This window comes from Rhodococcus sp. KB6 (assembly GCF_001445685.1).
GTDB lineage: Bacteria > Actinomycetota > Actinomycetes > Mycobacteriales > Mycobacteriaceae > Rhodococcus_F > Rhodococcus_F qingshengii.
In genome coordinates this window covers 509,165-532,585 of the sequence record NZ_LNAK01000154.1, presented here as the reverse complement: position 1 = coordinate 532,585, position 23,421 = coordinate 509,165, and the positions used below count along the sequence as shown (strand labels likewise).

Genomic DNA, 23,421 nt, shown 5'->3' with positions numbered 1-23,421 from the left:
TCGGTGCGGCACAGATCTACGTGCCGTCGACGCCAGTGGTTGCCGGCCGGGGTCCTGGTTGCAGTGCACATGGTGCGTCTAACTATAGGTGGACGCACGTCTGAGTGGTTTCGGACCGGGTTGGCTGAAGTGCTTCAGTCCATGTCGACGGCGAGGCCGGCGGTGATTCGGAGGAGTTCGGAGTACGTCGTGCGAAAGACCGTGTTGGGGTGCCCGGCGGCTGCCCACAATTCGGGGTACTGCTCGAGGGCTGTATCGATGTAGGTGGGCAGGTTGGTGGGATGCCCGAGCGGAGCGACCCCACCGATCGGCTGGCCCGTTGCCGACTTCGCCATTTCCAGCGGCGCCCGCGTGAGCTTGCCTTCGAGGCGTTCGCCGGTGGCCTTCAGATTCACCTGATGCGCGCCGGAGACCAGCAGCAGGACCGGATCGTCGTCGAGAAGGAACACCAGTGACTTGGTGATCGCGCCTACCTCCACCCCGACGGCCGCCGCTGCCTCGGCCGCGGTGTGCGTGGCTTCGGGCTGCGTGACGATGACGCCGTGGTGACCCCGTGAGATCAGTGTTTCGGCGACGTGCGAGGCGTTGGGGTGGAGGAGGCTCGTCATGAGTTCAGACTAGGACTAGTCGGCGTTCGCCACAGCTGGAGTCGGCGTCGTGTCGGTGGACTTTCGGTTGCGACGGATCGTAAAGCCGAACAGCATGACCGCACCGATCAGTGCGTACAGGAAAAGCGTCAGAGCAGGCTGGCCGACGCCGACGTTGTTGAAGTAGACGATGCTCCGCACGCCTTCGGTGCCGGCGCCAGGTGTGATCCATCGGCCGATGGCGGCATAGAACGAGGGAATCACGTTGGAGCCGAATGCGCCTCCCGCACTGGGATTGCCGAGAATCACGAAGACGGCGATAGCCAGCGGGACTGCCAGAACGCCGATGGCAGCGCGCAATCCGAGTGTGAACATGGCGGTGCCGAACACCACGGCTGTTCCCAGGATCCACAGCGGGAACCAGTGGCCCGCGAAAGTTCCGAGTACGTGTGAGGTAATGAGGGCGCCGAGAGCTCCCGAGATGATCGAGTAGATCGCGATCACGCCCGTGTGTGCGCTTGCCTGGCGGAGAGTCTTCGGCGCACCGATGAACAGTCCGATGGCTGCCGCGAGGAGATAGCCGCCGACGACCCAGCCGACCGAGAGGTAGAAGCCCGAGAGGCCGCGGTTGTCGTGGGCTCCGACGGGGATCTCGTCGCGGACGACGAACTGTCGGTCCTGTGTCGCCTCGACCTTCGTGAACACCGCTTCGAGTGACGTCGCGATGGAGCTGCCGCCTGCGCTCGCGGTGATCAGGGTGTCCGGTCCGGCCGGGTTGACGACAAACGCGCCCTGGATCTCGCGGTCGTTGATCATGCGGCGAGCGGTCGCCGTGCTGTCGACCACCTGAGCGTCGAGCGGGCTGCCGTCGATGGCGTTGAGTTTGTCGGCGATCTGCTGATCCATGCCGTCGGGTGTGCCCTGATCGGCGATGACCGCGATTTCGATGTCTCGCGGAGTCGGCTGATGGAAGGCGGCGACGTAGCTGAGGATGAAGCCCATCTGCAGCAGGAGCACGCCGACGAACAGCGCGGCCATCACCTTGGGTGCGCCGTATTTCACCAGCAGATTGTCGTGGTGGTGTTCGTCGTGGGTGGAGCTGTTGTCTGGTGCGGCGTGTGCCGGATGCGTAGTGGTCACGAAAGAGTCCTGATCTTGTCGAAAGTAAAGAGCTTGTCAATACCCGAGGTATTGAATACTCTAGGTATCGTGACTGAATCTCGTCAACCGGACTGGACGCCGGTAACCCGCCCCGGACGTGACGTGGTGCGGCAAAGACTGCTCGACGCTGCGGCGGAAGAGTTTGCGGAGCGCGGATTCAGTGCTGCACGTCTCACTGAAGTTGCTCGCCGAGCGGGCTTCACCAAGGGGGCTGTCTACTCCAACTTCGAGTCGAAACAGGATCTGTTCGCCGAACTGTTCGCGCAACGGTCTCTCGAACTGGCTGGCCGTGTGCTTGCCGAGATCGCCGGGATGAACCCGGCCGACGCGGCGGGCAAAGGTGGCGAGGCCATTGCAACGTGGATGGTCGACGACCCGGGGTGGTCACTGCTCGTCCTCGAATTCGGAGTGCTCGCCGGACGTGATCCGCAGATCGCTCAGGCGTACTTACGTGAGCGTCGCCACTTGCGCAGTCAACTCGTGGAGTTGATCGGTGAACGTGCCCGCGAATGGGGAGTGGACGATTCCTTCGATGTGCGGACCACTGCAATCTCGTTGATGGCCTTGATATCCGGGCTCGTTCTCGAGCACTCGGTGGATCCGGAAGAAGTTGATCAGAGCGTGATGGGTGCCGCCGTGACGGCACTCTTCGCCGGCGCCGTCGCACGGGCAGGATTGCCCGCCGTCTGAGTTGCTCGGTTGACAGGCAACGGATTTGAGAACTACCCTCTGGGTGCAGTACCTCGTTAGGTGAGGCTTCTGCACGAACACAGGCCACTGATCTCACGACGTCGAGAGACGCCCAAGGTTAGGACAGATCTCCCCGGCTTAAGGGGTGATCCAAAGTGGCTTCCCGGTCTTGATCGGGACACGTCGTGCAGTGCCAAAACTCGGACGTGGAGGTGTTTTCGCAGCTTGATGCCGGTTTCTTCCGGCGAAGGCGAGAGTACGTCGATATTCGGTTCTCCTGGCGTGTGCTGTGCGCATGTACTTTGTGTGGCGTCATCGGACGCCCCGAACTTTCAGGAGGTGACCATCGTGGACGACCCGCCGAGTCGATATTCGACCCATCCTTCTGTTCTTGCCGACGATGCTCACCCCGGTCTTTTGCTCTTCAGTCACTGACTCTTTGCATCCTCGGCTTCATCTGCGCGGCTTTGCCGCGTCCGCTGACGACTTCCATTGTCGCTCAGCGCATTCTGCTGCCCTCATGCACTGGCATGGTCCGGCGTGTTCGGGCAGCCGAGGAGATTCGTCATGTCATTTTCCGTTCTCGCATTGCGGCCACGGCCCACGAGAAACAGTGCACAACAAACACATTCAACAGTCCTGGCAAAGGAAAGCGCACAGGAATTGGTCGACTACTCGGCCTCGGACACGCGCACCGTCCTCGCCGATCTGACCACGACGGCCAACGGCCTTCGCGACGATCAGATCGACGATCTTCGTCGGCAATACGGGCGCAACGATGTCCGCCACGACCGCCCGGCGCCGGCAATCGTGCAGTTCGCGGGGGCCTTCAAGAACCCGTTCATCCTGATCCTGGTATTCCTCGCCCTGATCATGGTCGGGACCGACGTGGTCTGGGCGGACCCCGAGGACGGTCCTTCCTACGAGGGCATCATCACTCTCGGGTTGATGATCTTTGTCAGTGTCTCACTGAGGTTCTGGCAGGAATACCGTTCGAGCCGCGCCGCCGAGGCGCTCAAGGCGATGGTTACGACGACCGTCGCGGCCACCCGCAAGATCAACAACACCGTGGTCACGGCTGAGATTCCGATCGAGCAGTTACTGCCAGGTGATGTAGTCCAGCTTGCCGCCGGCGACATGATCCCGGCCGATGTCCGCATCATCCGGGCCAAGGATCTACAGGTCAATCAGTCCATGCTCAGCGGTGAATCGATGCCGGCCGAGAAGTCGGCGGACCCGTCGTCGGGGATCGACGTCGATCGCCTGCTCGAAGCCGAGAACATCGGGTTCATGGGTACTTCCGTCGTGTCGGGCAGCGGCACCGCCGTTGCGGTACACACCGGCAAGCGGACCTACTTCGGTGCCATGACAGCACAATTGGCGTCCAAGCGACCCGAAACCAGCTTCGACGTCGGGGTGCGCAGTGTCAGCTACCTGCTGATCAAGTTCATGCTGATCATGGTTCCCGCGGTGTTCATCATCAACGGACTGACCAAGGACTGGAGCCAAGCACTACTCTTCGGCGTCGCCACCGCGGTGGGGTTGACTCCGGAAATGTTGCCGCTCATCGTGACGGCGAACCTGGCCAAGGGTGCGCTCCACATGTCGCGCAAGAAGGTGATCGTCAAGCAGATCAACGCGATTCAGAACTTCGGTGCCATGGACGTTCTGTGCACGGACAAGACCGGAACTCTCACCGAGGACCGCATCGTTCTCGGTGAGCATCTCGATACTGCCGGACGTAAGTCCGAGGACGTATTGCGGCTAGCGGCGGTCAATTCCGTGAATCAGACCGGATTGCGCAGTCTTCTCGACGACGCGGTGATCGAGGCCGCCGGTCCCGAAGTGGTCGAGGAGATCTCGCGTCGCCACGGGTTGGTGGACGAGATTCCCTTCGACTTCAAGCGCCGTCGACTCTCCGTGGTGGTCGACCACGGAGACGCCGATCTGATCGTAACCAAAGGTGCAGTGGAAGAGCTCCTTTCGGTCTGTGAATCGGTGGAACTGGACGGGGTGACCCACCAATTGACACCGGGATGGCTGGCCCGAGTCGACCGTCTGGTCGCGGAGCTGAACGGTCAAGGTAAGCGAGTGCTTGCGGTGGCAACCAAGACAGTCGTCGAAGAGCAGCGCCGCGAGTACTCGACGGCCGACGAAGAGGGCATGACCCTGGTTGGACTGCTGGCCTTCCTCGACCCGCCGAAGGAATCTGCGGCCGGGGCGATCGAAGCCCTCGCGAGCCACGGAGTCGCGGTCAAGGTAGTGACGGGTGACAACGAACTGGTCGCCGAAACCGTCTGCGGCAAAGTCGGTATCGACGTGGGAGCTGTTGTATCCGGCGCCGAGATCGAAGCGTTGAGCGACGACGCCCTCGACGAGTTGGTGCAGCGGACAACCGTATTCGCGAAGACGGATCCGATGCAGAAGGCACGCATTGTCGAATCGCTGCGCCGGGTCGGCCACACGGTTGGTTTCCTCGGTGACGGTGTCAACGACGCACCCGCACTGCGGGCTGCGGACGTCGGCATCTCCGTTGACACAGCGGCGGACATCGCCCGCGAATCCGCGGACATCATCTTGCTGGAGAAGGACCTCGGTGTACTCGAACAAGGAGTCATCGAAGGGCGTCGTACCTTCGGAAACATCCAGAAGTACATCAAGATGACTGCGTCGTCGAACTTCGGGAACGTCTTCTCGGTGCTCGTCGCCAGTGCCCTGCTGCCGTTCATCCCCATGATTCCCGTAGTTCTGTTGTTGCAGAACCTGATCTACGATCTCTCGATGCTCACGATCCCGTGGGACCGTGTCGACGACGACTTCCTCGCGAAGCCCCGCAAGTGGGAGACCAAGAGCCTTCGCCGGTTCATGGTGTTCATCGGCCCGATCAGTTCGATCTTCGATATCTCGACGTTCGCGCTGATGTGGTTCGTGTTCGCCGCCAACTCTCCCGAGCATGCAGCGCTGTTCCAATCGGGTTGGTTCATCGAGTCATTGATCTCGCAGACGCTGATCGTTCACATGATCCGCACCCGCAAGATCCCGTTCATCCAGTCGCGTGCATCGCTGCCGGTACTGCTCAGCACAGGCGCCGCCTGCGTCTTCGCGCTGGTGTTCCCGTTCACGTCCTGGGGTCATTCCCTCGGGTTGGTTTCACTGCCGTGGAACTACTTCCCGTGGCTGGTCCTCACTCTCGCGGCATACTGCGTCGTCACGCAGGTGGCCAAGGGAATGTTCATCCGTCGATTCGCGACCTGGCTCTAGGAGTTCACCGTGGAAATCCACGTCATCCTTGTGCGGATAGCGCTCGGGCTCGTCCTCGGCGCTGCCGTCGGGATCGAAAGGCAATGGCGCGCAAGGATGGCGGGTCTGCGAACCAACGCGTTGGTGAGCTTGGGTGCGACGCTCTTCGTCATCATGGGCGCGTACGGGTTTCAGGGCCCGGACGCCGATCCGACGCGCGTCGCAGCGCAGATCGTCTCGGGGATCGGTTTCCTCGGTGCTGGAGTGATCATGAAGCAGGGTGCGTCGGTCACCGGCCTGAACACTGCCGCCACTCTGTGGGCCACGGCCGCCGTCGGCGCACTGGCCGGCGGCGGAATGTACTGGGTCGCGGTGTTCGGTGCCGGCGCAATCATGTTGGCGAACACGCTGTTGAGGCCGTTGGGCCGGATGATGGATCACCAGCCTGCCCGAACCGGACGCGAAGAACCACCCGCGGACTACACCTTCGAGGTGACCTGTCACGGCGACGCCGAAGCTCACATCAGAGGTCTTACCGTGCAGTCCGTTTCGAGGCCCGAGTTTCAGCTCCGGTCAGTGCAGTCCTTCGACATCCCGGACAGCGACCGCGTGCGGGTGGTGGCCGAACTGGCTGCCGCGGAGCGAGACGACGGACTCCTGGAATCCGCCGTCAGCCGACTTAGCCTTGAACCGTTGGTGACTCACGTTCGGTGGGAGGTGGAACCGTCGAAGTAGATTCAGGCTCGCTGTCAGTCAGTGCGCATGTTCTTGCGGCGCAAGTGAGTTCCCCGGTGCAATGTTCGCGCAGTTGGACGGTGCAGGCTTGCCGTTCAAGCGGTCGTCGACCCAGGCGAGCGCACCGGGGAGCCAGAGCATGGCGCCGAGGAAGTGGCTGATGGTGTCGTACTGGTCGTACTGAATCGCCAGGCCGGCGTCGCAGTACTTGCGCGCGAGGGCGCGGACGTCGCCCGTGATCATCACGCCGTCTCCCGCTCCGACACCGGGGCCGCCGGGTTGGGTGCCCTCGATGGTGCCGTTGGCCGCCTGCGCGATGAACATCGGAATGGTCGGTGTCGCCGCGGTGCCCATGTTGATCTTGTTCACGACATCGACGTACTCGGGAACCGTATTGGGATCGGCGTACTCGGGTTTGACCAGATCCTGCCAGGTCAGTCCGGGATACTGTGCCAGCACATTGCCGATGGACGCGTCTTCGAGTCGAGCCATGACGTCGCGTCCACGGTCGCTGAGATACTTCCCGAAATCGATGTCGTACGAACGCGCAACGCCGACGACTGCCATGCCGACAACGCCACCCCACCCGATGCTTCCGCTCGCGTAGCGAAGGTTGTTGGCCGGATTGACCAGCACGCCGCCCTGCGCGGCACCGATCAAGTTGTCGTTGATCTCCGGTGCATATGCGGGAGCGAGGATCGAAGCCCAGTTGGTGGCGATCGCTCCGCCGGAGTAACCCATCAGCGCGATCTCTGCGTCGTCGGTGATTCCGGTTTCCGGGACATCGCGGGCGGCACGCAGAGCGTCGAGCGTCATCATCCCGTATTCGGGTCCGGCAGCGAAGTTTGCATCCGGGCCTTCGGTGTCCGGGACGACGATCGTGTAGCCGAGGGCGAAGAGCGGCCCGAACAAGGCTGCCTCGATGGACGTGAAGGTTCCGCCGACGTTGAAATTGCGCCCACTCGGCGTCCAATCTCCGATCGGGGTGTTGCCCGCGATGGCCCGCGACGGACTGTCGTCGGGGTTCAGTGAATCGTAAAAGGATTGGTACGAAACAACTTTATCCGGTTGAGCGTTGGCCGGGCGCAGGATCGAGGTGACGTTGGCCGACGGCTGACCGAGGGCGTCGGTTGATCGGTAGAGAACCTGCACTGCCTGTATCGGGGTCGGGATGTTGAGAATGGTGTACGGCACGGTGCGAGTCTCGAGTACCGCACCCGGGGCGTACGACGAGAGGGGTGCCGCGCCGTCGTAGCTGTAGAAACCGTCATCGGGGGACTTGGCAAGGACTGGCTGCGCGAGCGCTACCGGTGCGCCGACGCCTGTCAGTGCAAGCGCGAGTACTCCGACAACTGCGCGAGATAAGACCCTTGACGACATACTCGTCCTCCACATTGGTGTGCCACGCCCCACCCTGAGATCGTGGTGTGACGACCACCATATATTACTCGTGGGTAATGTGGGGATCGGTCAGATCGGTCGTCGTACCGAGGTCTCGACGTAGGAAGATTTCGGAGGACTCGCCTGGGAGTAAAAGAACTCCCGCGTCGGTGTATCCCATTGCGCGATAGAAGTTCTGGGCTGATTCGTCGGCGAGTGTGGAGGTGAGGACCTGCGAATGTCCCGCGCGGCTCATGCGTTTTTCCCAATCTGTGACCAAAGCGCGCCCGATGCCTTGGCCGCGGTTCGAAGACAGGACGGTCAGCATGTTCATGAACGGAATCTCGTCCCAGAACAAGCCCCAGCGCAGCCATCCGATTGGATTACCGTTGTCCTCGGCGATGAGTATCCGGCCGCGTTGGACCACTGACGCGAGTTCCTCGGCACCGACGTGCGAGTCGTGCTCACGTAAGAACGGCAAGTCTGTCTGCGCTGCGACGCGAATGTTCACCACAGAAGTCAGTATCGCCGTTCAGTCGGAGTTGATGGCGTTCGGCTTGGACAGGTAGACGACTCCGGGGATGTGGCTGGGGTCCGGCGGCAATTGGGAGTAGCCCGCTCGGGTGTACAGGAGAATGTTCCGCAGGCTCCTGCTTCCGGTGAACAGCTCGAAACGTGTGATGCGCTCCGGAGCGTTCTGTTCCACGTGCTGCAAGAGGCGTCGGCCGAGGCCGTTGCCCGCCAAGTCCGGTGCCACCATGAGGCGACCGATCTGCCATGCGGTTCCGTCCGCGGTTCCTCGCACGGCCCCGACGAGCCGGCCGCCGCGTCGTGCGGTCCAGACAGTCGACTCCTGAACCCAGGCTCGGACCGTGGGTAGGTCCTCGTGGAGCGGGGGTATGTCCATGCTGTTGTTGGAGATTGCTTCCGAAACCCAGCAACAGCGTTGTAGAACAAGGATTTCCGCGGCGTCCTCGTCCGTTGCGCGCTCTATGACTATCTCGTTCATGGTTTCCCTTACGAATAGGTTTTTCGCACCCGCAGGGCAATTGTTCAGCCGCAGGCTGAATTTGGCGCGCGGCTGAACAATTGGCGCGCGGCTGGGAATGCAGAGAGTTTCAATTCAGGCATAACAAACAAAACGCCCGCAACCAATTGGTCGCGGGCGTTTCGTGAAAAGAACGTCAGACAGTTGCCGGAGTGTTCTCGTCCAACTTCGGATCTGCGTTCGCGATTCGCTTGTTGCGAATGAGGCTGCTGATGAAAGCAGCGCCGATCAAGAAGACACCGACCAGGCCGGTGATGATCTCGTTGATGTGAACGCCGATGGACACCATCAAGATGACGGCCAGAGCGCCGATGGCCCAGTGCGCACCGTGCTCGAGGTAGACGTAATCGGAGAGCGTGCCCTTGCGGACCAGGAAGACCGTGATGGAACGGACGAACATCGCGCCGACGAAGCCGAGGCCGAGGGCGATGATGATCGGGTCTGCTGTGATGGCGAATGCGCCGATGACGCCGTCGAAGGAGAAGGACGCGTCGAGGACCTCGAGGTAGAGGAACAGGAAGAAGCCGGCCTTACCGGTCGCTTTCGCGAGCTGCGTGGGGCCGCCGGACTTGGCGGTTTCTTCCTCTTCGCCTTCTTCCGGCAGATTGAACAGTTCACCCAATCCGTTGACCGCGATGTAGGTGATCATGCCCAGAACGCCCGAGATCATGACGGTGGAGACCTTGTCGTCAGCAGCGAGGAAAGAACCACTGAGAACCAGGACGATGCCGGCCACGACGACGGAGAGCTGATCGAGCTTGCCGATGCGAGCGAGCGGCTTCTCCAGCCAGGACAGCCAGGTGATCTCACGCTCTTCGAAGATGAATCCGAGGAAGAGCATCAGCAGGAACATGCCACCGAAGGCAGCGATCTGCGGGTGAGCGTCGGTGAGGATGGTTTCGTAGCTCGGCTCGCCGTTGGCGAAGTACGCGGCGTCGTCCGCAGGCGGGTTCAGTGCGAGGTCGAGTGCAGCTACGGGTCCGAGACCGGATGCAGCCCAGACGATCACGAGCGGGAACACCAGACGCATACCGAAGACGGCGATGATGACGCCGATGGTGAGGAAGATCTTCTGCCAGAATTCACTCATTCTTTGCAGAACAGTGGCGTTGATGACGGCGTTGTCGAAGGAAAGCGAGATTTCCAGAATCGACAGGATGATGACGAGGAACAGTGCCTCGGGTCCGCCGTAGATGAACGCAACGATCATCGCGAGGATCGAAATTGCGATGGATAAACCGAATATTCGCAGTACCACGGAGCGTGGCCCTTTCTAGTTGGTCAATGCAGAGTGGTTACTGCAAGCGGTCTCTCACCGCATCCGAACGTGAAAACGGGGAGGGTTCCACAGACTACTGCGGAACCTTCCCCGAGTCAGCTCGTCGAGAGCGAAGATCAGACGTTGACGCCGTAATCGCGCGCGATGCCCGCGAGGCCGGACGCGTAGCCCTGGCCGATTGCGCGGAACTTCCACTCTGCACCGTTGCGGTACAGCTCACCGAAGACCATGGCGGTCTCGGTGGAAGCGTCCTCGGAGAGGTCGTAACGAGCGAGCTCGTTGCCGTTCGACTTGTCGACGACGCGGATGTACGCGTTGCGGACCTGGCCGAAGGACTGCGAGCGAGCTTCTGCGTCGTAGATCGAGACGGGGAAGACAACGCTCTCGACCTCGGCGGGAACCGCTGCGAGGTTCACGTCGATCTGCTCGTCGTCGCCTTCGCCTTCGCCGTCCGTGTTGTCACCCTTGTGCTCGATCGAGCCGTCGGGCGAACGGAGGTTGTTGAAGAAGATGAAGTGCTGGTCGGAGAGGACCTTCTTGTTCGAGCCTGCGCCGATTGCGCTGGCGTCGAGGTCGAAAGCAGCTCCGGTGGTGGAACGTGCGTCCCAGCCCAGGCCGACGACCACTGCAGTCAGGTTCGGGGCCTCCTTCGTGAGAGAGACATTGCCGCCTTTGGTCAAGCTGACGCCCATTCAGGGGTCCTTTCAAGAGGAGAGACAAGGCCCACTACGACGCGAAGTCGTCTTGGGAGTGTGTTTACCTCCACCACCCTAACCGCAGTTCCGGTGTGTTCGCCGTAACAGCAGAATTACGAACCGAGAAGCGAAGTGCTGGACCCGTAGGATTCAATCGTGGTGGGAAGATGGTCGGAGCGCTTCAATCGGGGGGCAAGAGTGGGGGAGTCGGTCAGTCGTGCGCGGGAGGCGCAGACGGCCATGGTTTCGGCGTTCCTCGACATGGACAAGCGGCAGACCATCGCGTCGGCAGCAGTCGACGCTTCCGCCGAGCTGTACCCCGAGCGAGGGCTGCGCGCTGCGTGGGAACCCGTTCGGGATCGGTGCTTCCAGGCTGCGTCGGACTACCTCGACACATCCGAGCGCTATGGCAACGATCAGGTACTTCACCAGAACCCGAACGGTGCTCGGGCGGCGTTCGAAAAGTCGGTAGCCGAACTCGTCGAGGCGGCGAAGGGCGTCGACGCCTTCTACAACGGGCATCGTGCGCACCTCGAGCAGGCGACGGTCACGATGTCCGCCATTCCCGTCCTCGGCCAGCAGGCCCGAACCCTGGCGAACGCCGTCCGGGAAAAACTGGCTGCCACCGATCAGCGCTATCGCGAGTACCCGTCGGTGGTGACGGCCTCCGAACACCTCGACGACGCGGTTGCAGCGCTCGACAATGCGCGCTCATCCGGTCGCGCCGACGCAGTCCGCACGCGGGCCGAGAGTGTCCGCGAAGCGGTATCGGCGCTCGAGGAAGCATTGGCAGAAGCCCCGTCGACCCAGCACCGTGCCGAGATGACGATTTCCTCGGTCTCGACCAGGTTGTCGGCAGTGCGCACTCGAGTGGACCGCCTGGATCCGGCGTACTCCGCATTGCTGCGCGAGTTCAACGCCGCGAGTTCCGCTGACCTCGTCGACAACAGCAGCCGCAGCCGAGCGCATATCGATCAGGCCGACATCGATCTCAAGGAAGCGAAGCAGTCGTTGGCTGCGGGAAACCCCGAACATGCACTGGCTTTGATGGCCGAAGCCCGCGTGCACCTCGCCGACGCCGAAGCGTGTGCCGACGCCGTGACGGACCGTCTCGCTACTCTGCGTGCAGTCCGGGCAGATCCGAGCCAAAAGGAACGTGAGGTTCGTTTCCGGCTGAAAGACGCCCAGATGTTCGCTGTTAACCAAGGGTTGGTGGCGGAGTGGGGCTCTGTACTCGATGCTCAACTAGCAAGGATCGAGCGGGCGAGTGCGTCACTGTCGGGAACTCATCCGGACTACTGGTCGTATGTATTACAGCTGGACTCGGTATCGACGTTCATCACCGAAGTTGTCGAGAAGATGCGGGCGCGAGCCGGCAAAAACTGAATGGTCGGGCCGATCGGGGGATCGGAGTTGCTCGACGCGTTGTCACAGGGGGTCGTTTCATGGACTTGATTGCGGTTACAGAGAGAAGAGAAATGCAGCACTTTCAACATCTCGAGGATGACGTGCGGGAGCAACTGTTCCTGCATGCGCCTCGATCGTTCGCGGATTCCGACGAGAGGGATCTGCTCGCGATTGCTCTGGGTGCAACTCTCTACGTTCCTGCCACCCGGGCCGGGTTGGCCGACATCGTGGTCAAGCGTGCGTCCGAGGGCGTCAGCTCGATGGTGCTCGATCTCGAGGACGCCGTCGCCGATCACGAGGTGGAGTCAGCGCGAGCGAACGCGGTTGACGCTCTCGACAAGATCGCGTCCACCGACGCCGTCGGCATGCTGCTGTTCGTGCGGGTTCGTGAAGTCGCGGACATCCACAAGGTCGCCGCGTCGTTGACCGAGGGGCGCGCCGCGCTCACCGGGTTCGTCATCCCGAAGTTCGGCAGCGAGTCCGGCCCTGTGTTCCTCGACGCCGTCGCGGACGCATCCGAGTTGCTGGGCAAGCATCTCTACGCGATGCCGGTACTCGAATCACCCGCGCTTGTGCACCGCGATACTCGCGATCTCGAATTGCGCACCATCAGTGGGATTCTCGCGCAGCACCGCGATCGAATCCTTGCCGTCCGCATCGGCGCCACCGACATGTGCAGCACTTTCGGCATCCGTCGTGACCGCGATCTGACCATCTACGACGTGCGCGTGGTGGTCGACGTCATCGCCGACATCGTCAACTATCTCGGGCGCGCGGACGGTTCGGGTTTTGTCATCACCGGGCCCGTGTGGGAGTACTTCGCCGATCACGAACGCATGTTCCGGCCGATGCTGCGCGCCACCCCGTTCGAGGAACACGACGCCGTCCGGTTCCGTCAGCATCTCGTCAGCCGCGACCTCGACGGTCTGCTCCGTGAGATCGCGCTGGACCGAGCCAACGGAATCCAGGGCAAGACGGTCATCCACCCGTCGCACGTCGCAGCGGTCAATGCATTGTCCGCTGTCACGCACGAGGAATATCACGATGCCCTCGACATTCTCGGTGCCGACGCCGGGGGAGTTCAGGCGTCCGGCTACCGGAACAAGATGAACGAGATGAAGCCGCACCGCAATTGGGCCCATCAGACTGCGCTCCGAGCTCACGTGTTCGGTGTGACCAACAAGGGAATCACGTTCGTCGAGTTGCTGACGGCGTTGGTCGATCGATGACAGAGCTTGTCCAGTCCAAGGACGTTCCCTGGGCTACAGCAGAATTCGGCTTGGACCTCGTTCACGGTGATTCGTCACTCGGGCATTCGGTGCCCGATCTGGTGATCCCGGGACTTCGGCGGAATCCGCGTCGCGCTCATCTGCTGGTGTCCACCGTGCTGGGAAAGCACGTGCCCACCGAGCCGTCCGTGGTCATCGGCGCTGCCGACGACCTCGGCGATCTGGTGCGGACAACCCTCGGTGAGGGTGTCGACGTCGTCGTTCTCGGATTTGCCGAAACCGCAACAGGTTTGGGCCACTGCGTCGCAGCTCGCCTGCACGCTCACTGCTACCTGCACTCCACGCGCCGAGACGTACCAGGGGCTACGACGCTCGCCGGATTCGAGGAGGGGCACTCGCACGCCACGAGCCATCTGATGCAGCCGACGTCCGCCGAACTGTTCGAGAACGACCTGCCTCTGGTCCTCGTCGACGACGAGATCTCCACCGGCGCCACTGCGATCGATGCCATCCGGGCGCTGCACGGGCAATGCCCGCGAAGCCGCTACGTCGTGGCCTCGCTGGTGGACATGAGAACCGAGGAACACCGAGTCGCCGGCGAAGCCGCGGCGGCAGAGTTGAATGTACGAATCGACTACGTCTCTCTCGCTTCGGGTTCGACGGTCCTGCCCGACGGCCTGACCGAGCGCGTCACGGCGCTGGATGCTCCGGATCTCAATCCGATCGGTGACCGCCGTGGCACGCTGGCACGGATCGATCTGCCGTGGCCGGCACATGTCCCCGACGGTGGCAGGCACGGCTTTCTCGATGGCGACACCGCGGCATTCGAGTCAGCCGTCGAGGCAGCGGTGTCCATTCTCGGATCGTCGATCGACGCGTCGCGTGCTGTGATCGTGATCGGTCACGAGGAGTTGATGTACCTGCCACTGCGCATCGCTGCGGGCTTGGAAAGCTCTGGGCGAGCAGTTCGTTACCAGACCACAACTCGCTCACCCGCGTACGTCGTCGACGTGCCGGGATACCCGCTGCGTCGCGGGTTCACCTTTCCGGCACCCGAACTGGGTGAGAACGACCCTCGATACGTCTACAACGCGCAGTGGCCTGATGCGGCGGTCGACGCGCTTGCGTTGCTGGTCATCGACGAGCCCGCCGACACCGATCGGTTGACGGCGATGGACGGAGTGGTCGAGGTGTTGCGGAACTCCGGCACCGACGTCCTGGTCGCCACCGTTCGCGGGGCCGATCCGTCGGCGCTGCGAGATTCCAGAGCAGGGAGCTCGTCATGAACGAACCATTGGTCGGGCCCGAATTCGGTTCGTACGCGCCGGGCGAAGTGAAGTGGCTGCTCAAGGATCTCTCGCACGTGGATCTCGAAGCGGATGTATCCGTGCGCGAGAAGCGTATTCAGTCGGGTGAGGCGCACTATGCCGAGTCTCTCCCCATCGAGTACCAACCCGATCAGGCATACCGGGATCTTTTCGAGACGGTGCTCGCCGAGAGCGCTCCACGGTTGGCGCGCGCTGTCGGGACCGTGATGGACCTGGTCTTGGCCGAGCGGGGGAGTGACATCACGCTGGTCTCACTCGCCCGGGCCGGAACACCGATCGGGATTCTGATGCGGCGCTGGGCCCAGCAGACCCGCGGGTTGACGTTGCCGCACTATGCGGTGTCCATCGTCCGTGGCAAAGGAATCGATTCCGTCGCACTCGATTATCTTGCGCACCATCACGACTCGGAGAACGTCGTCTTCGTCGACGGCTGGACGGGCAAGGGCGCCATCGCCCGCGAACTCGACGCAGCGTTGACGGAGTACCACGAGGCAGGCGGAGCGAAGTTCGACTCCGATCTGGCTGTTCTCGCCGACCCCGGACACTGCGTGCGAACGTACGGGACCCGTGACGACTTCCTGATCGCGTCGGCGTGCCTCAATTCGACGGTGTCCGGCTTGGTCTCACGAACTGTCCTCAACGACACCCTCATCGGGCCCGGCGATTTCCACGGCGCCAAGTTCTACGCCGACCTCGCCGACGTCGACGTTTCCAACAGGTTGCTCGACGTGGTCTCGGCCGAGTTCGATTCGGTTCGCGGCGACGCAGCGGATTCTCTTGCTGCAGTGCTCGATTCCGATCGGACGCCGACCTGGGCCGGTTGGGAGTCGGTGGAGAAGGTGCAGGCCGAGTACGGGATCTCGACGGTCAACTTCGTCAAACCCGGTGTCGGAGAAACAACCAGGGTGCTGCTGCGCCGGCTTCCCTGGAAGGTTCTGGTGCGCGAACTCGAAGCCCCGGAGCACGCACACATCCGGTTGTTGGCACAGGCCCGTGGGGTCCCGGTCGAGGTCGTCCCGGATCTCGCCTACTCGTGTGTCGGCCTGATCAAGGACATCACGTGAGCCGTGTGGACACCGCTGCGTCCCAGGTCCTGATCGCCACGGATCTGGACCGCACGATGATCTATTCGCAGGCCGCGATCGGCGGCGATCCCAGTGGCTCCGACCTGGATTCGGCACCGAGCCCGCTGTGCGTCGAGTACTACAACGGCGGTCCGCTCTCGCACATGAGCGTCGAATCGATCGAACTGCTGACTGCGCTCAGCTCGCGGGTTCCGGTGATTCCGACAACGACCCGGACCATCGCACAGTTTCAGCGGATCGATCTCCCCGGCGGACCGTGGAAGTACGCGATCACGAGCAACGGCGGAAACATCCTGGTGGACGGCGAAGCCGATCGCGAGTGGCGAAACGAGATCGACCGTTCGACCCGCAAGGCCGGCGCCGAGTTGCCGCAGGTTCAGGCGGAACTGGAATCGCGCATCGACTCGAGTTGGGTCAGCTCCATTCGTGTTGCCGACGATCTGTTTCCGTACCTGGTCGTCGATCTGGCCGTGATGCCGAGTGAATTCGAGACCGAATGGAATCACTGGTGTGTGGCGCGGGGCTGGAACGTCTCTCGTCAAGGCCGGAAGATCTACACGATGCCCGACGCTGTCTCGAAGTCACGCGCGCTGGCAGAGGTGCGCCGCAGACTGGTCGAGTCGGGTGATCTGGATCAGTCCGCCGTCGTGATCTCGGCTGGTGACGGCGCATTGGATGCGGACATGCTCGAATACTCCGATTTCGCGATCAGGCCCAGGCACGGTGAGCTGGAAGAACTGAATTGGCAACGGCCGACCGTTACTGTGACAGAAAGGTCCGGTATCGCAGCGAGCGCGGAGATCTTGCGGTGGTTCTCTTCCGCGCTCGGGTAATACACGCTCTCTATGAAGGGGATTTAGTTGTCTGTATCGCTTGCCAAAGGGCAGAACGGCCCGCTGGACGTCTCGGATGTAGTTGTCTCGGTTCAGCTGGCTGCGGCCGCTGACCTGTCTGCACTCCTCGTGACGAGCAACGGAAAAGTTCGTTCCGACGCCGACTTCGTCTTCTTCAACCAGCCGACCGGACCCGGCGTGCAATTGGTACCCAACCCGGGTGGCATTGCCTCACTCCGAGTCTCACTCGCCGGCGTACCCGCCGATATCGAGCAGGTTCGCGCCGTCATCACGCTCGACGACGCTTCGTCGAACTTCGGGCGCACTGCTGCACCGACCGCTCGGGTCTCCGATGCGGCCGGGAACGTGTTGTACGAGTACGTGATCGACGGCCTCACCACCGAGTCCATCGTCATCGCGCTCGAGGTGTACCGACGCCAGGGTGCATGGAAGGTGCGCGCCGTCGGCCAGGGGTACGCGGGTGGATTTGCCGCGCTGGTCACCGATCATGGTGTGTCCGTCGACGATGCACCACCGCCGCCTCCCACTCCGGTCGCGGCTCCGGCGCCGATCACCCCGCCCTCGTCCGTCGCTCCTACACCGCCGGCGTACAACCAGCCGCCGCAGCAGCAGCCTTCGTACAACGCGCCGCCGGTTCCGCCGGCCCCGCCCGCGTACAACCAGCCGCCGGCCTACAACCAGGGACCGACGCCGCCGGCCTACCCGCCGGCGCAGCAGCCTGCCTACAACCAACAGCCTGCGTACAACCAGCAGCCGACGTACAACCAGGCGCCCCCGGCGCCTCCCGTGCAGAACCAGCCGCCGGCCCAGCAGCCCGAGGTGAGCCTGGTCAAGGGACGCCCCGTCAGCCTGACCAAGGGACAGAAGGTCACACTCCGCAAGGAGGGCGGCGTCGCGCTCACCATGATCCAGATGGGTCTGGGTTGGGATCCGATCAAGAAGAGCGGCCTGTTCGGAAGCCGTACCGCCGATGTCGACCTCGACGCTTCGGCACTCCTGTACGCCGACGGCAACCTCGTCGACGTCTGCTACTACGGTCAGTTGACGTCCAAGGACGGCTCGGTCCGTCACATGGGTGACAACCTGACCGGCGACGGAGACGGCGACGACGAGGTCATGCTCGTCGATCTTCAGCGGGTCCCGGCTCACGTGACCACCGTGATCTTCACCGTGACCTCGTACCGCGGACACACGTTCGAGCAGGTCTCCAACGCTTTCTGCCGTCTCGTGGACAGCACCACCAACTCCGAGCTCGCTCGATACACGCTCCAGGGCGGCATGGCTTTCACCGGAATGGTGATGGCAAAGGTGTACCGCGTGAACGGTGAATGGAAGCTGCAGGCCATCGGTGAAGGTATCCAGGCCAAGCACGCAGGAGAAGCTGCGCCGCAGCTGGGCCGTTTCCTCACTGCTTGAGTCGAGACTGCATACTCGAGATGAATCCGGTTCGGCGGTAGGTGATTTCGATCGCCGTCCGTCGAACCGGACATCGTTTCCCCCTCTGTGCGTTAACCTCATGCGGCATGTCGAGCCGTCAGTCGAGCGGCCGTGCGCGAGAGGACTTGGCACAGTAGATGATCATTCGAGGGAAACTTCTCGGTCGGGCGGCGGCCGTCGCAGGCGTTGTGCTGGCGCTCGTGAGCACCGGAATCGCGCAGGCTTCGGTGCCCCAGTCGGAAACTCGGTCAGGAGTATCCGGCACCGGGATCAAGTACGTCGCCCTCGGTGACTCCCGTGCCTCCGGTCCAAGGCTGGAACCGATGTACCCCGACGCCTGTTCGCGTTCGTACGAGAACTTCGCGGGCAAGATCTCTCGGGCACTCGAGGTCGCGGAGTTCACCGACGTCTCTTGCAGCGCGGCACGCGCCGAGAACATCATCGACACTCCACAGCTGATTCCGAACTACTGGCCTGTCCAACTCGATGCCGTTCACCCGGACACCGACCTGATCACCATCTCGATCGGCGGCAACGACTCCAACAGCATCTTCCTCGGCCCCCTGTGCGTCGCTCCGGGGCCAGGAACCGATCGTGGATGCCGGTACGACCCGCTCGCGAATTCCGTCGCCCAATCCGGAATCGACCGGGCTGCCGGAGAATTGGATCGCATCCTGACTGCGGTCACGCAGCGCGCGCCTAACGCTCGCATCTACCTGATCGGTGAGGGCGGCATGATCTCCTCTCGCGGATGCTGGCCGAACATTCCGTTCTCAGACGCCGACGCATCCTGGTTCATGGACTACTTCGCTCGCTACAACACGAAGTTCGACGAGGTGGCCCACGCCCACGGTGTGCGCACTGTCGACATTGCGGCGGCGAGCATCGCCGGCGGGCACGACGCATGTGCGAGTGCAGATCAGCGTTGGTTCGAAGGCCTGTTCTCGGAGTCGACGGCGCAGCGCTTGCACTTCACGGACGCTGGGATGACCGCGGTGGCCGATCTAGTGGTGGCGGACGTGCAAGGCTGACCGAGAGAGCCCGGTCATGGCATAGTTCGCTGCTGTGGGTATGACTTTTGTTCCCGGACAGAACGCGCCGCTGCAGGCGCCCGTGGTGACGTTTCGAGCCGAGAGCCAGACGCCGTTCGACGTGTCGGCGCTGGTAGCGGACGCGAACCTGCGGGCATTGACGTCCGCGGACTTCGTGTTCTACAACCAACCATCCACCGCTGGAGTGCAACTCGACCAGAGCGGCATCCGGGTGGAACTCGATCGACTTCACCCCGATGCCGCGGCCGTGTTGTGCATCGTCAGCGTGGATCCGGCAGCGACGGCCGCGGGCGCCTTTCGCACGGCCGGGCTCTCCGCCACCCTGAGCGATCAATCCGGTTCGGTCCTGGCCGAATTCGCGATCCCCACCGCAGGTACCGAGACAGCGGTCATCTGCTGGGAGCTGTACCGAAAGTCCAGTGCCTGGAAGATTCGGGCCGTAGGGCAGGGCTATGCGGGTGGTCTGGCGGAACTGATCTCGGTGCACGGCGTCGAGGTGGACGACGAGCCGGCACAACCAGGCCCGACAGCTGCGCCCGAGTGGGACTCCGCCGTGGAGCCGTTGGAGGTGGGCCGCGGCCTCGAGCGTGCGTGGATGATCTTCGAGGACGCCTCGCGTTCTGCCGCTTCCTTCGTCTCCAGCAGCGAGTACGCGCTTGCCCGTTTGGACGAGGATCTGACCGCAGCCGTCGCAGATCCGTCGTTGCGGAACTCGGCAGCGGGAGTGGCGGCGCGCGATGCCGCACAGAAGCGTCACGACGACCTCGTCTCACTCGCGCGGGACAATCACGCCCGCGACAGCGCTCAGCTTGCGCACGAACTCGGCGTGATCGACGGCGTGCTCCCACGGTCGATGGCGTCGTGGAAGTCGGTGTCCTGGGCGGGTACAACCGATCCGGCCCAGATCACGGCCGTCAGCGACGGAATGCGTCTTGGCGAGCTGTCGGCTCCGGACCGCGGCACACTCACCGTTCCCTACTGCGTCCCGTTGCCACTGCGCCGGCCGATCTGGGTGGACAGTACGTCGAGCAAAGCAGCGCTCGGTCTGATCAGTGCCGTCACCGTGCGCGTCATGGCCGCCGGCCCGATGCCGCTACTCGACGTCGTCGACCTGACCGGCTCGCTCACGCCACTGACCGACCGACTGGCACCGATGCTCGCGGGGCCGGTCATCACCGCTCACACCGAGATCTCGGCGCGCTTGCGGGCACTGGCCGAGGCCGTCGACATGGGCGAACTCGCGCGAATGAGTGGTGTCGCAGATGGCCCGAGTTCCCTGCGCCTGTTGATCCTCAGCGATTTCCCGCACGGATATTCCGCCGAAGACGCACAGACCATCATGTTCCTCGCCGAACGCGGACCGGCAATCGGTTTGTCGATACTGATTGTCGGAGAGGATGAGTCGAACTTCGCGGAAGAATCCGTCGCCGCGCTGTCCGAGGGGTGCCAACATCTTTCGGCAGCAGGGCAGACGGAGGTTCACGATCCGTGGACCCGCACGCAATGGCACTTCACCCCGGACGTGCTCGACCCGATCTCCGAGTCGCGAATTCTGGCAGTGTTCGACCGCACCTAGCGGCCGATGGCGGATTGCCGAGCGCACAGGCAGAGTGGTGGTACGACCACGCGCGGTGTGTGGCGGCAATACTCGAGGAGACTCATGGCATTCTGGGATCAGTTGAAGGCTAAGGCTCAGGAGATGAACGGCCAGCTCAAGACAAAGACCAGCCAGTTCCAGAACAAGGAATTCAAGAACGCGAGCATGGCAATGTGCGCGTTGATCGCCGCCGCAGACGGTTCGATCGATCCGTCGGAGCGTCAGAAGACCGCCGCGCTGATCATGAGCAACGAGTCGCTCGCGGTCTTCCCGCCGGACGAGCTTCGTGAGCAGTTCGACTGGTACTGCAGCAAGCTGTCCTCGGACTACGAGTTCGGCAAGGTCGAGGCAACCGCGACCATCGCCAAGCTCAAGTCGAAGCAGGATCAGGCCCGCGCGGTCATCCAGATCGGCATCATCATCGGCGGCGCGGACGGCAACTTCGACGAGCACGAGCGCGGCGTCGTACGCGACATGTGTTTTGCAGTCGGAATCTCTCCGGCCGAGTTCGATCTCTGATCGATTCAGAGCATGAAAGCGGGTGCGGCGCGAAAGCGCTGCACCCGCTCTTCTTTTCAGTACTCGGGATAACCGTCCTCGGGTCCCAGCATGCGCTCGATCCTCGTCCGCGTGATCTTGGCGAGCTCGTCGACGCAGACCTTGCGCTCGACGGACCGTTCGTTGGACATGCGCTGGCCGATGTTCTCGAGCAGGTCGTCGGCGTCGTGGCCGTGCGAACACCACAGATACCGGAAGCCGAAGTTCCGCTCGTACTCCTCGCCGGCGCGATAGATGGTTGCCATGACGGCGTCGTCCGGAACCCAGATCGAGCATTGCTCGAGGTGGGACGGCACGCTGTTCCTACGGACGCCGACCGGTGGATGGCATTGCAGGGCGCGTTCGACGTCGACGTCCGAGAGGTTGAGAATCGCGTCCTCGGCGCGCGAGAGGATCTCCGCGTGATCGGCGAACGGACGTCCGTCGCTGACCCACCCGGCCCACGTCAGCGAGCAGCAGCACTCGAACAATGCGTGAACTGCCTTCTGCCGCGGTAGTTCGTTGAAGCGCTCCAACCCGATCGATTGATGTAGCAGCATGTGACCTCCCGGCCCGTTGTGCTTTCAGGCGCGCTCGACATGCCGCGCGGTAACCAGATGCGCGACCATATCGATAATTCACTGCTTCACCTGGGAAAGGAAGGTTTGCTCCCCGAGTTTTCAGGTTCTTAACGCGGCGTAACGAGCTGACCGACACGGTCTCCACCCGACAAGGTTCGCTGACGAAGCCGACTCAACCGGGCGCCGATGACCACAGGAGATGGCGAGCAATCTGTCCCGAAAAGAGGCCAATCAACGTTGCGTCTGATGCAACTTCACGGAGATCGGTTGGCGATCCCGCCGTCTCCGAAAGGCGACCAGCGGCTTGACAGGGTCGGCTCTCGTTTGAGGCTCTCGGCGTCGGCCCCTGCAATGGGCAGGGAGTGTGTCTCGTTCGCTGGCAGTCGTGGAGGCTCCGCGCGAGTTCGCGGTTGGCTCGATTTTGTATCGGGCCGTAGATGTCATATCAAGAATCTATGAGGTCGAGGGTGGATACGGTGGGCGAGCGGAGGGGGATGTGGATCGTCGCCGCATTGTCGATACTTGCTCTGGCAGCACTCATCTGCGCGGTGGTGACGTTCAGCATTGCTGTGCAGTCGATCTCCGGTGGTATGGGTCCTGCTGTCGAAGCGAGGGTGCTGGACGTGGAGGACGGTGCCACGCTGGGCCGTTGTGTGCATCCGCGCACCTATACGGTGGGATGGGCGCAGGACGAGGTGGACCACATCGAATCGTTCGTCGAGTGCTCCAGCGCGCACGAATACGCTGTGGGGCAGACGGTCAGGTTGTGGCGGGGTTCGAGTGGTCACTTGGTCGGATCGAGTCCGACGCTGATCGTGGCTTTGAGCAGTTCGCTGTCATTGGCGACGGGAGCGTTGGCGGTTTTCTCCGGGCGGAAGGCAGTTCGGGCGTGGCCGGCTCGACGGAAGGGGCGTAGTGATGTGGGGACGTTGAACATGTGAGTCCGTATGGCGGCGGCGGTGGCAGGGAAACCGGAATTTCACGTAACCGTCCTCGCGGCTACGCCATTCGAACGCAAGTAGCTCGGCGATTCTTTTTGTGGGGCGACGCAAGCGCTCGCTGCCTCGGAAGTAGCTCGTAGACGTCACGATCTTCCACGGTTTATCTGCGCCGTTGGTGTGTGAACGGCGAACTCTCCATGAGGTGCCGTGACTCACTCAGAGGTTTTCGTCCTGGACGACGGGTATTGATTGTTCGATGTAGTCGGCGTCGGGCGTCGCGTCGACGGCTGCGGGTACGCGGTCGTTTTCCATGGCGGTGGTCCTTACTGTGCGGTGTGTCCTTCTGGCTGTGCGGATTTCAGTGTTGTTTGCGCGTTGTCGCGGCGTAGTGCTGCGGTGCTGTCCTCGAGTTCGAGGACCCGCCTGATGCCGACGAGGTTGATGCCGTCGGCGATGGGGTGTTGCTCACCAGGCTCGCGGCGGGCACCCTCGAAGCTGCAGCGCCGGCCCCGCCGATCATGTTGCCTCGCTACTCGTATCGGGTTCCGGTGATGCGGC

Annotated in this window: 21 protein-coding genes and 1 riboswitch; of the genes, 13 read left to right on the top strand and 8 right to left on the bottom strand. The window is 62.7% G+C overall.

The annotated features are described in order from the left end of the window. Window positions 1–134 precede the first annotated feature (134 nt). Window positions 135–608 (bottom strand): YbaK/EbsC family protein, encoded by a 474-nt coding sequence (locus ASU23_RS29870; protein ID WP_019746727.1) that lies wholly within the window; start codon window positions 606–608, stop codon window positions 135–137. Window positions 609–623: 15 nt separating this feature from the next. Further along, complete coding sequence (locus ASU23_RS29865) at window positions 624–1,727, bottom strand: hypothetical protein (RefSeq protein WP_050655993.1); 1,104 nt, start codon at window positions 1,725–1,727, stop codon at window positions 624–626. Window positions 1,728–1,853: 126 nt separating this feature from the next. Between ASU23_RS29865 and ASU23_RS29860 the strand changes: the two genes are divergently transcribed. The 3 genes from ASU23_RS29860 to ASU23_RS29850 all read left to right on the top strand — a co-directional run bounded on the left by ASU23_RS29860 (window position 1,854) and on the right by ASU23_RS29850 (window position 6,413). Next, on the top strand, window positions 1,854–2,438 hold the full coding sequence (locus ASU23_RS29860) for a TetR/AcrR family transcriptional regulator (RefSeq protein WP_029254386.1): 585 nt from the start codon (window positions 1,854–1,856) through the stop codon (window positions 2,436–2,438). A 45-nt stretch (window positions 2,439–2,483) separates the two neighbouring features. Beyond that, window positions 2,484–2,657: riboswitch (M-box (ykoK) riboswitch) on the top strand. Window positions 2,658–3,005: 348 nt separating this feature from the next. Further along, window positions 3,006–5,699 (top strand): magnesium-translocating P-type ATPase, encoded by a 2,694-nt coding sequence (mgtA, locus tag ASU23_RS29855; RefSeq protein WP_054187875.1) that lies wholly within the window; start codon window positions 3,006–3,008, stop codon window positions 5,697–5,699. 9 nt (window positions 5,700–5,708) lie between these two features. Next, window positions 5,709–6,413: an MgtC/SapB family protein gene (locus tag ASU23_RS29850; protein ID WP_058039275.1), complete on the top strand. Its 705-nt coding sequence runs from the start codon at window positions 5,709–5,711 to the stop codon at window positions 6,411–6,413. 18 nt (window positions 6,414–6,431) lie between these two features. Here ASU23_RS29850 and ASU23_RS29845 read toward each other — a convergent pair whose 3' ends face one another. The 5 genes from ASU23_RS29845 to ASU23_RS29825 form a co-directional block, all read right to left on the bottom strand. Next, window positions 6,432–7,793 carry a lipase family protein gene (locus ASU23_RS29845; protein WP_058039274.1) on the bottom strand — a complete coding sequence of 454 codons (1,362 nt, stop codon included), beginning with the start codon at window positions 7,791–7,793 and terminating at the stop codon, window positions 6,432–6,434. 64 nt (window positions 7,794–7,857) lie between these two features. After that, a complete protein-coding gene (locus ASU23_RS29840; protein WP_058039273.1) occupies window positions 7,858–8,307 on the bottom strand; it encodes a GNAT family N-acetyltransferase in 450 nt (149 codons plus the stop codon). A gap of 18 nt (window positions 8,308–8,325) precedes the next feature. Beyond that, window positions 8,326–8,802 (bottom strand): GNAT family N-acetyltransferase, encoded by a 477-nt coding sequence (locus ASU23_RS29835; protein ID WP_058039272.1) that lies wholly within the window; start codon window positions 8,800–8,802, stop codon window positions 8,326–8,328. 175 nt (window positions 8,803–8,977) lie between these two features. Continuing rightward, window positions 8,978–10,099, bottom strand: coding sequence for a DUF475 domain-containing protein (locus ASU23_RS29830; RefSeq protein WP_003941145.1), 1,122 nt, complete (start codon window positions 10,097–10,099; stop codon window positions 8,978–8,980). 137 nt (window positions 10,100–10,236) lie between these two features. Further along, window positions 10,237–10,812 carry a TerD family protein gene (locus ASU23_RS29825; protein WP_003941199.1) on the bottom strand — a complete coding sequence of 192 codons (576 nt, stop codon included), beginning with the start codon at window positions 10,810–10,812 and terminating at the stop codon, window positions 10,237–10,239. Window positions 10,813–11,055: 243 nt separating this feature from the next. Between ASU23_RS29825 and ASU23_RS29820 the strand changes: the two genes are divergently transcribed. The 9 genes from ASU23_RS29820 (at window position 11,056) to ASU23_RS29780 (ending at window position 21,323) form a co-directional block, all read left to right on the top strand. Continuing rightward, complete coding sequence (locus ASU23_RS29820; protein WP_007727045.1) at window positions 11,056–12,201, top strand: hypothetical protein; 1,146 nt, start codon at window positions 11,056–11,058, stop codon at window positions 12,199–12,201. A gap of 92 nt (window positions 12,202–12,293) precedes the next feature. Beyond that, complete coding sequence (locus ASU23_RS29815) at window positions 12,294–13,451, top strand: HpcH/HpaI aldolase/citrate lyase family protein (protein ID WP_042950575.1); 1,158 nt, start codon at window positions 12,294–12,296, stop codon at window positions 13,449–13,451. Then, a complete protein-coding gene (locus ASU23_RS29810; RefSeq protein ID WP_058039271.1) occupies window positions 13,448–14,737 on the top strand; it encodes a phosphoribosyltransferase family protein in 1,290 nt (429 codons plus the stop codon). The genes ASU23_RS29815 and ASU23_RS29810 overlap by 4 nt, the downstream gene beginning before the upstream one ends. Then, on the top strand, window positions 14,734–15,843 hold the full coding sequence (locus ASU23_RS29805) for a cysteine protease StiP family protein (protein WP_003941082.1): 1,110 nt from the start codon (window positions 14,734–14,736) through the stop codon (window positions 15,841–15,843). The genes ASU23_RS29810 and ASU23_RS29805 overlap by 4 nt, the downstream gene beginning before the upstream one ends. Beyond that, window positions 15,840–16,697, top strand: coding sequence for an HAD family hydrolase (locus ASU23_RS29800; RefSeq protein ID WP_082661496.1), 858 nt, complete (start codon window positions 15,840–15,842; stop codon window positions 16,695–16,697). The genes ASU23_RS29805 and ASU23_RS29800 overlap by 4 nt, the downstream gene beginning before the upstream one ends. A gap of 27 nt (window positions 16,698–16,724) precedes the next feature. Further along, a complete protein-coding gene (locus ASU23_RS29795) occupies window positions 16,725–18,134 on the top strand; it encodes a TerD family protein (protein WP_054187881.1) in 1,410 nt (469 codons plus the stop codon). Window positions 18,135–18,292: 158 nt separating this feature from the next. Continuing rightward, window positions 18,293–19,186 (top strand): SGNH/GDSL hydrolase family protein, encoded by an 894-nt coding sequence (locus ASU23_RS29790; RefSeq protein WP_042922710.1) that lies wholly within the window; start codon window positions 18,293–18,295, stop codon window positions 19,184–19,186. A gap of 40 nt (window positions 19,187–19,226) precedes the next feature. Beyond that, entirely contained in the window at window positions 19,227–20,783 is a 1,557-nt protein-coding gene (locus ASU23_RS29785; RefSeq protein WP_052417026.1) for a TerD family protein, read from the top strand. An 84-nt stretch (window positions 20,784–20,867) separates the two neighbouring features. Continuing rightward, a complete protein-coding gene (locus ASU23_RS29780; protein WP_003941110.1) occupies window positions 20,868–21,323 on the top strand; it encodes a tellurite resistance TerB family protein in 456 nt (151 codons plus the stop codon). A gap of 56 nt (window positions 21,324–21,379) precedes the next feature. Here ASU23_RS29780 and ASU23_RS29775 read toward each other — a convergent pair whose 3' ends face one another. Then, window positions 21,380–21,901, bottom strand: a complete 522-nt coding sequence (locus tag ASU23_RS29775; RefSeq protein ID WP_003941084.1) for a 2-oxo-4-hydroxy-4-carboxy-5-ureidoimidazoline decarboxylase — start codon at window positions 21,899–21,901, stop codon at window positions 21,380–21,382. 497 nt (window positions 21,902–22,398) lie between these two features. Here ASU23_RS29775 and ASU23_RS29770 point away from each other — a divergent pair, with 497 nt between their 5' ends. Then, window positions 22,399–22,863, top strand: coding sequence for a hypothetical protein (locus tag ASU23_RS29770; RefSeq protein ID WP_136472130.1), 465 nt, complete (start codon window positions 22,399–22,401; stop codon window positions 22,861–22,863). Window positions 22,864–23,421 lie beyond the last annotated feature (558 nt).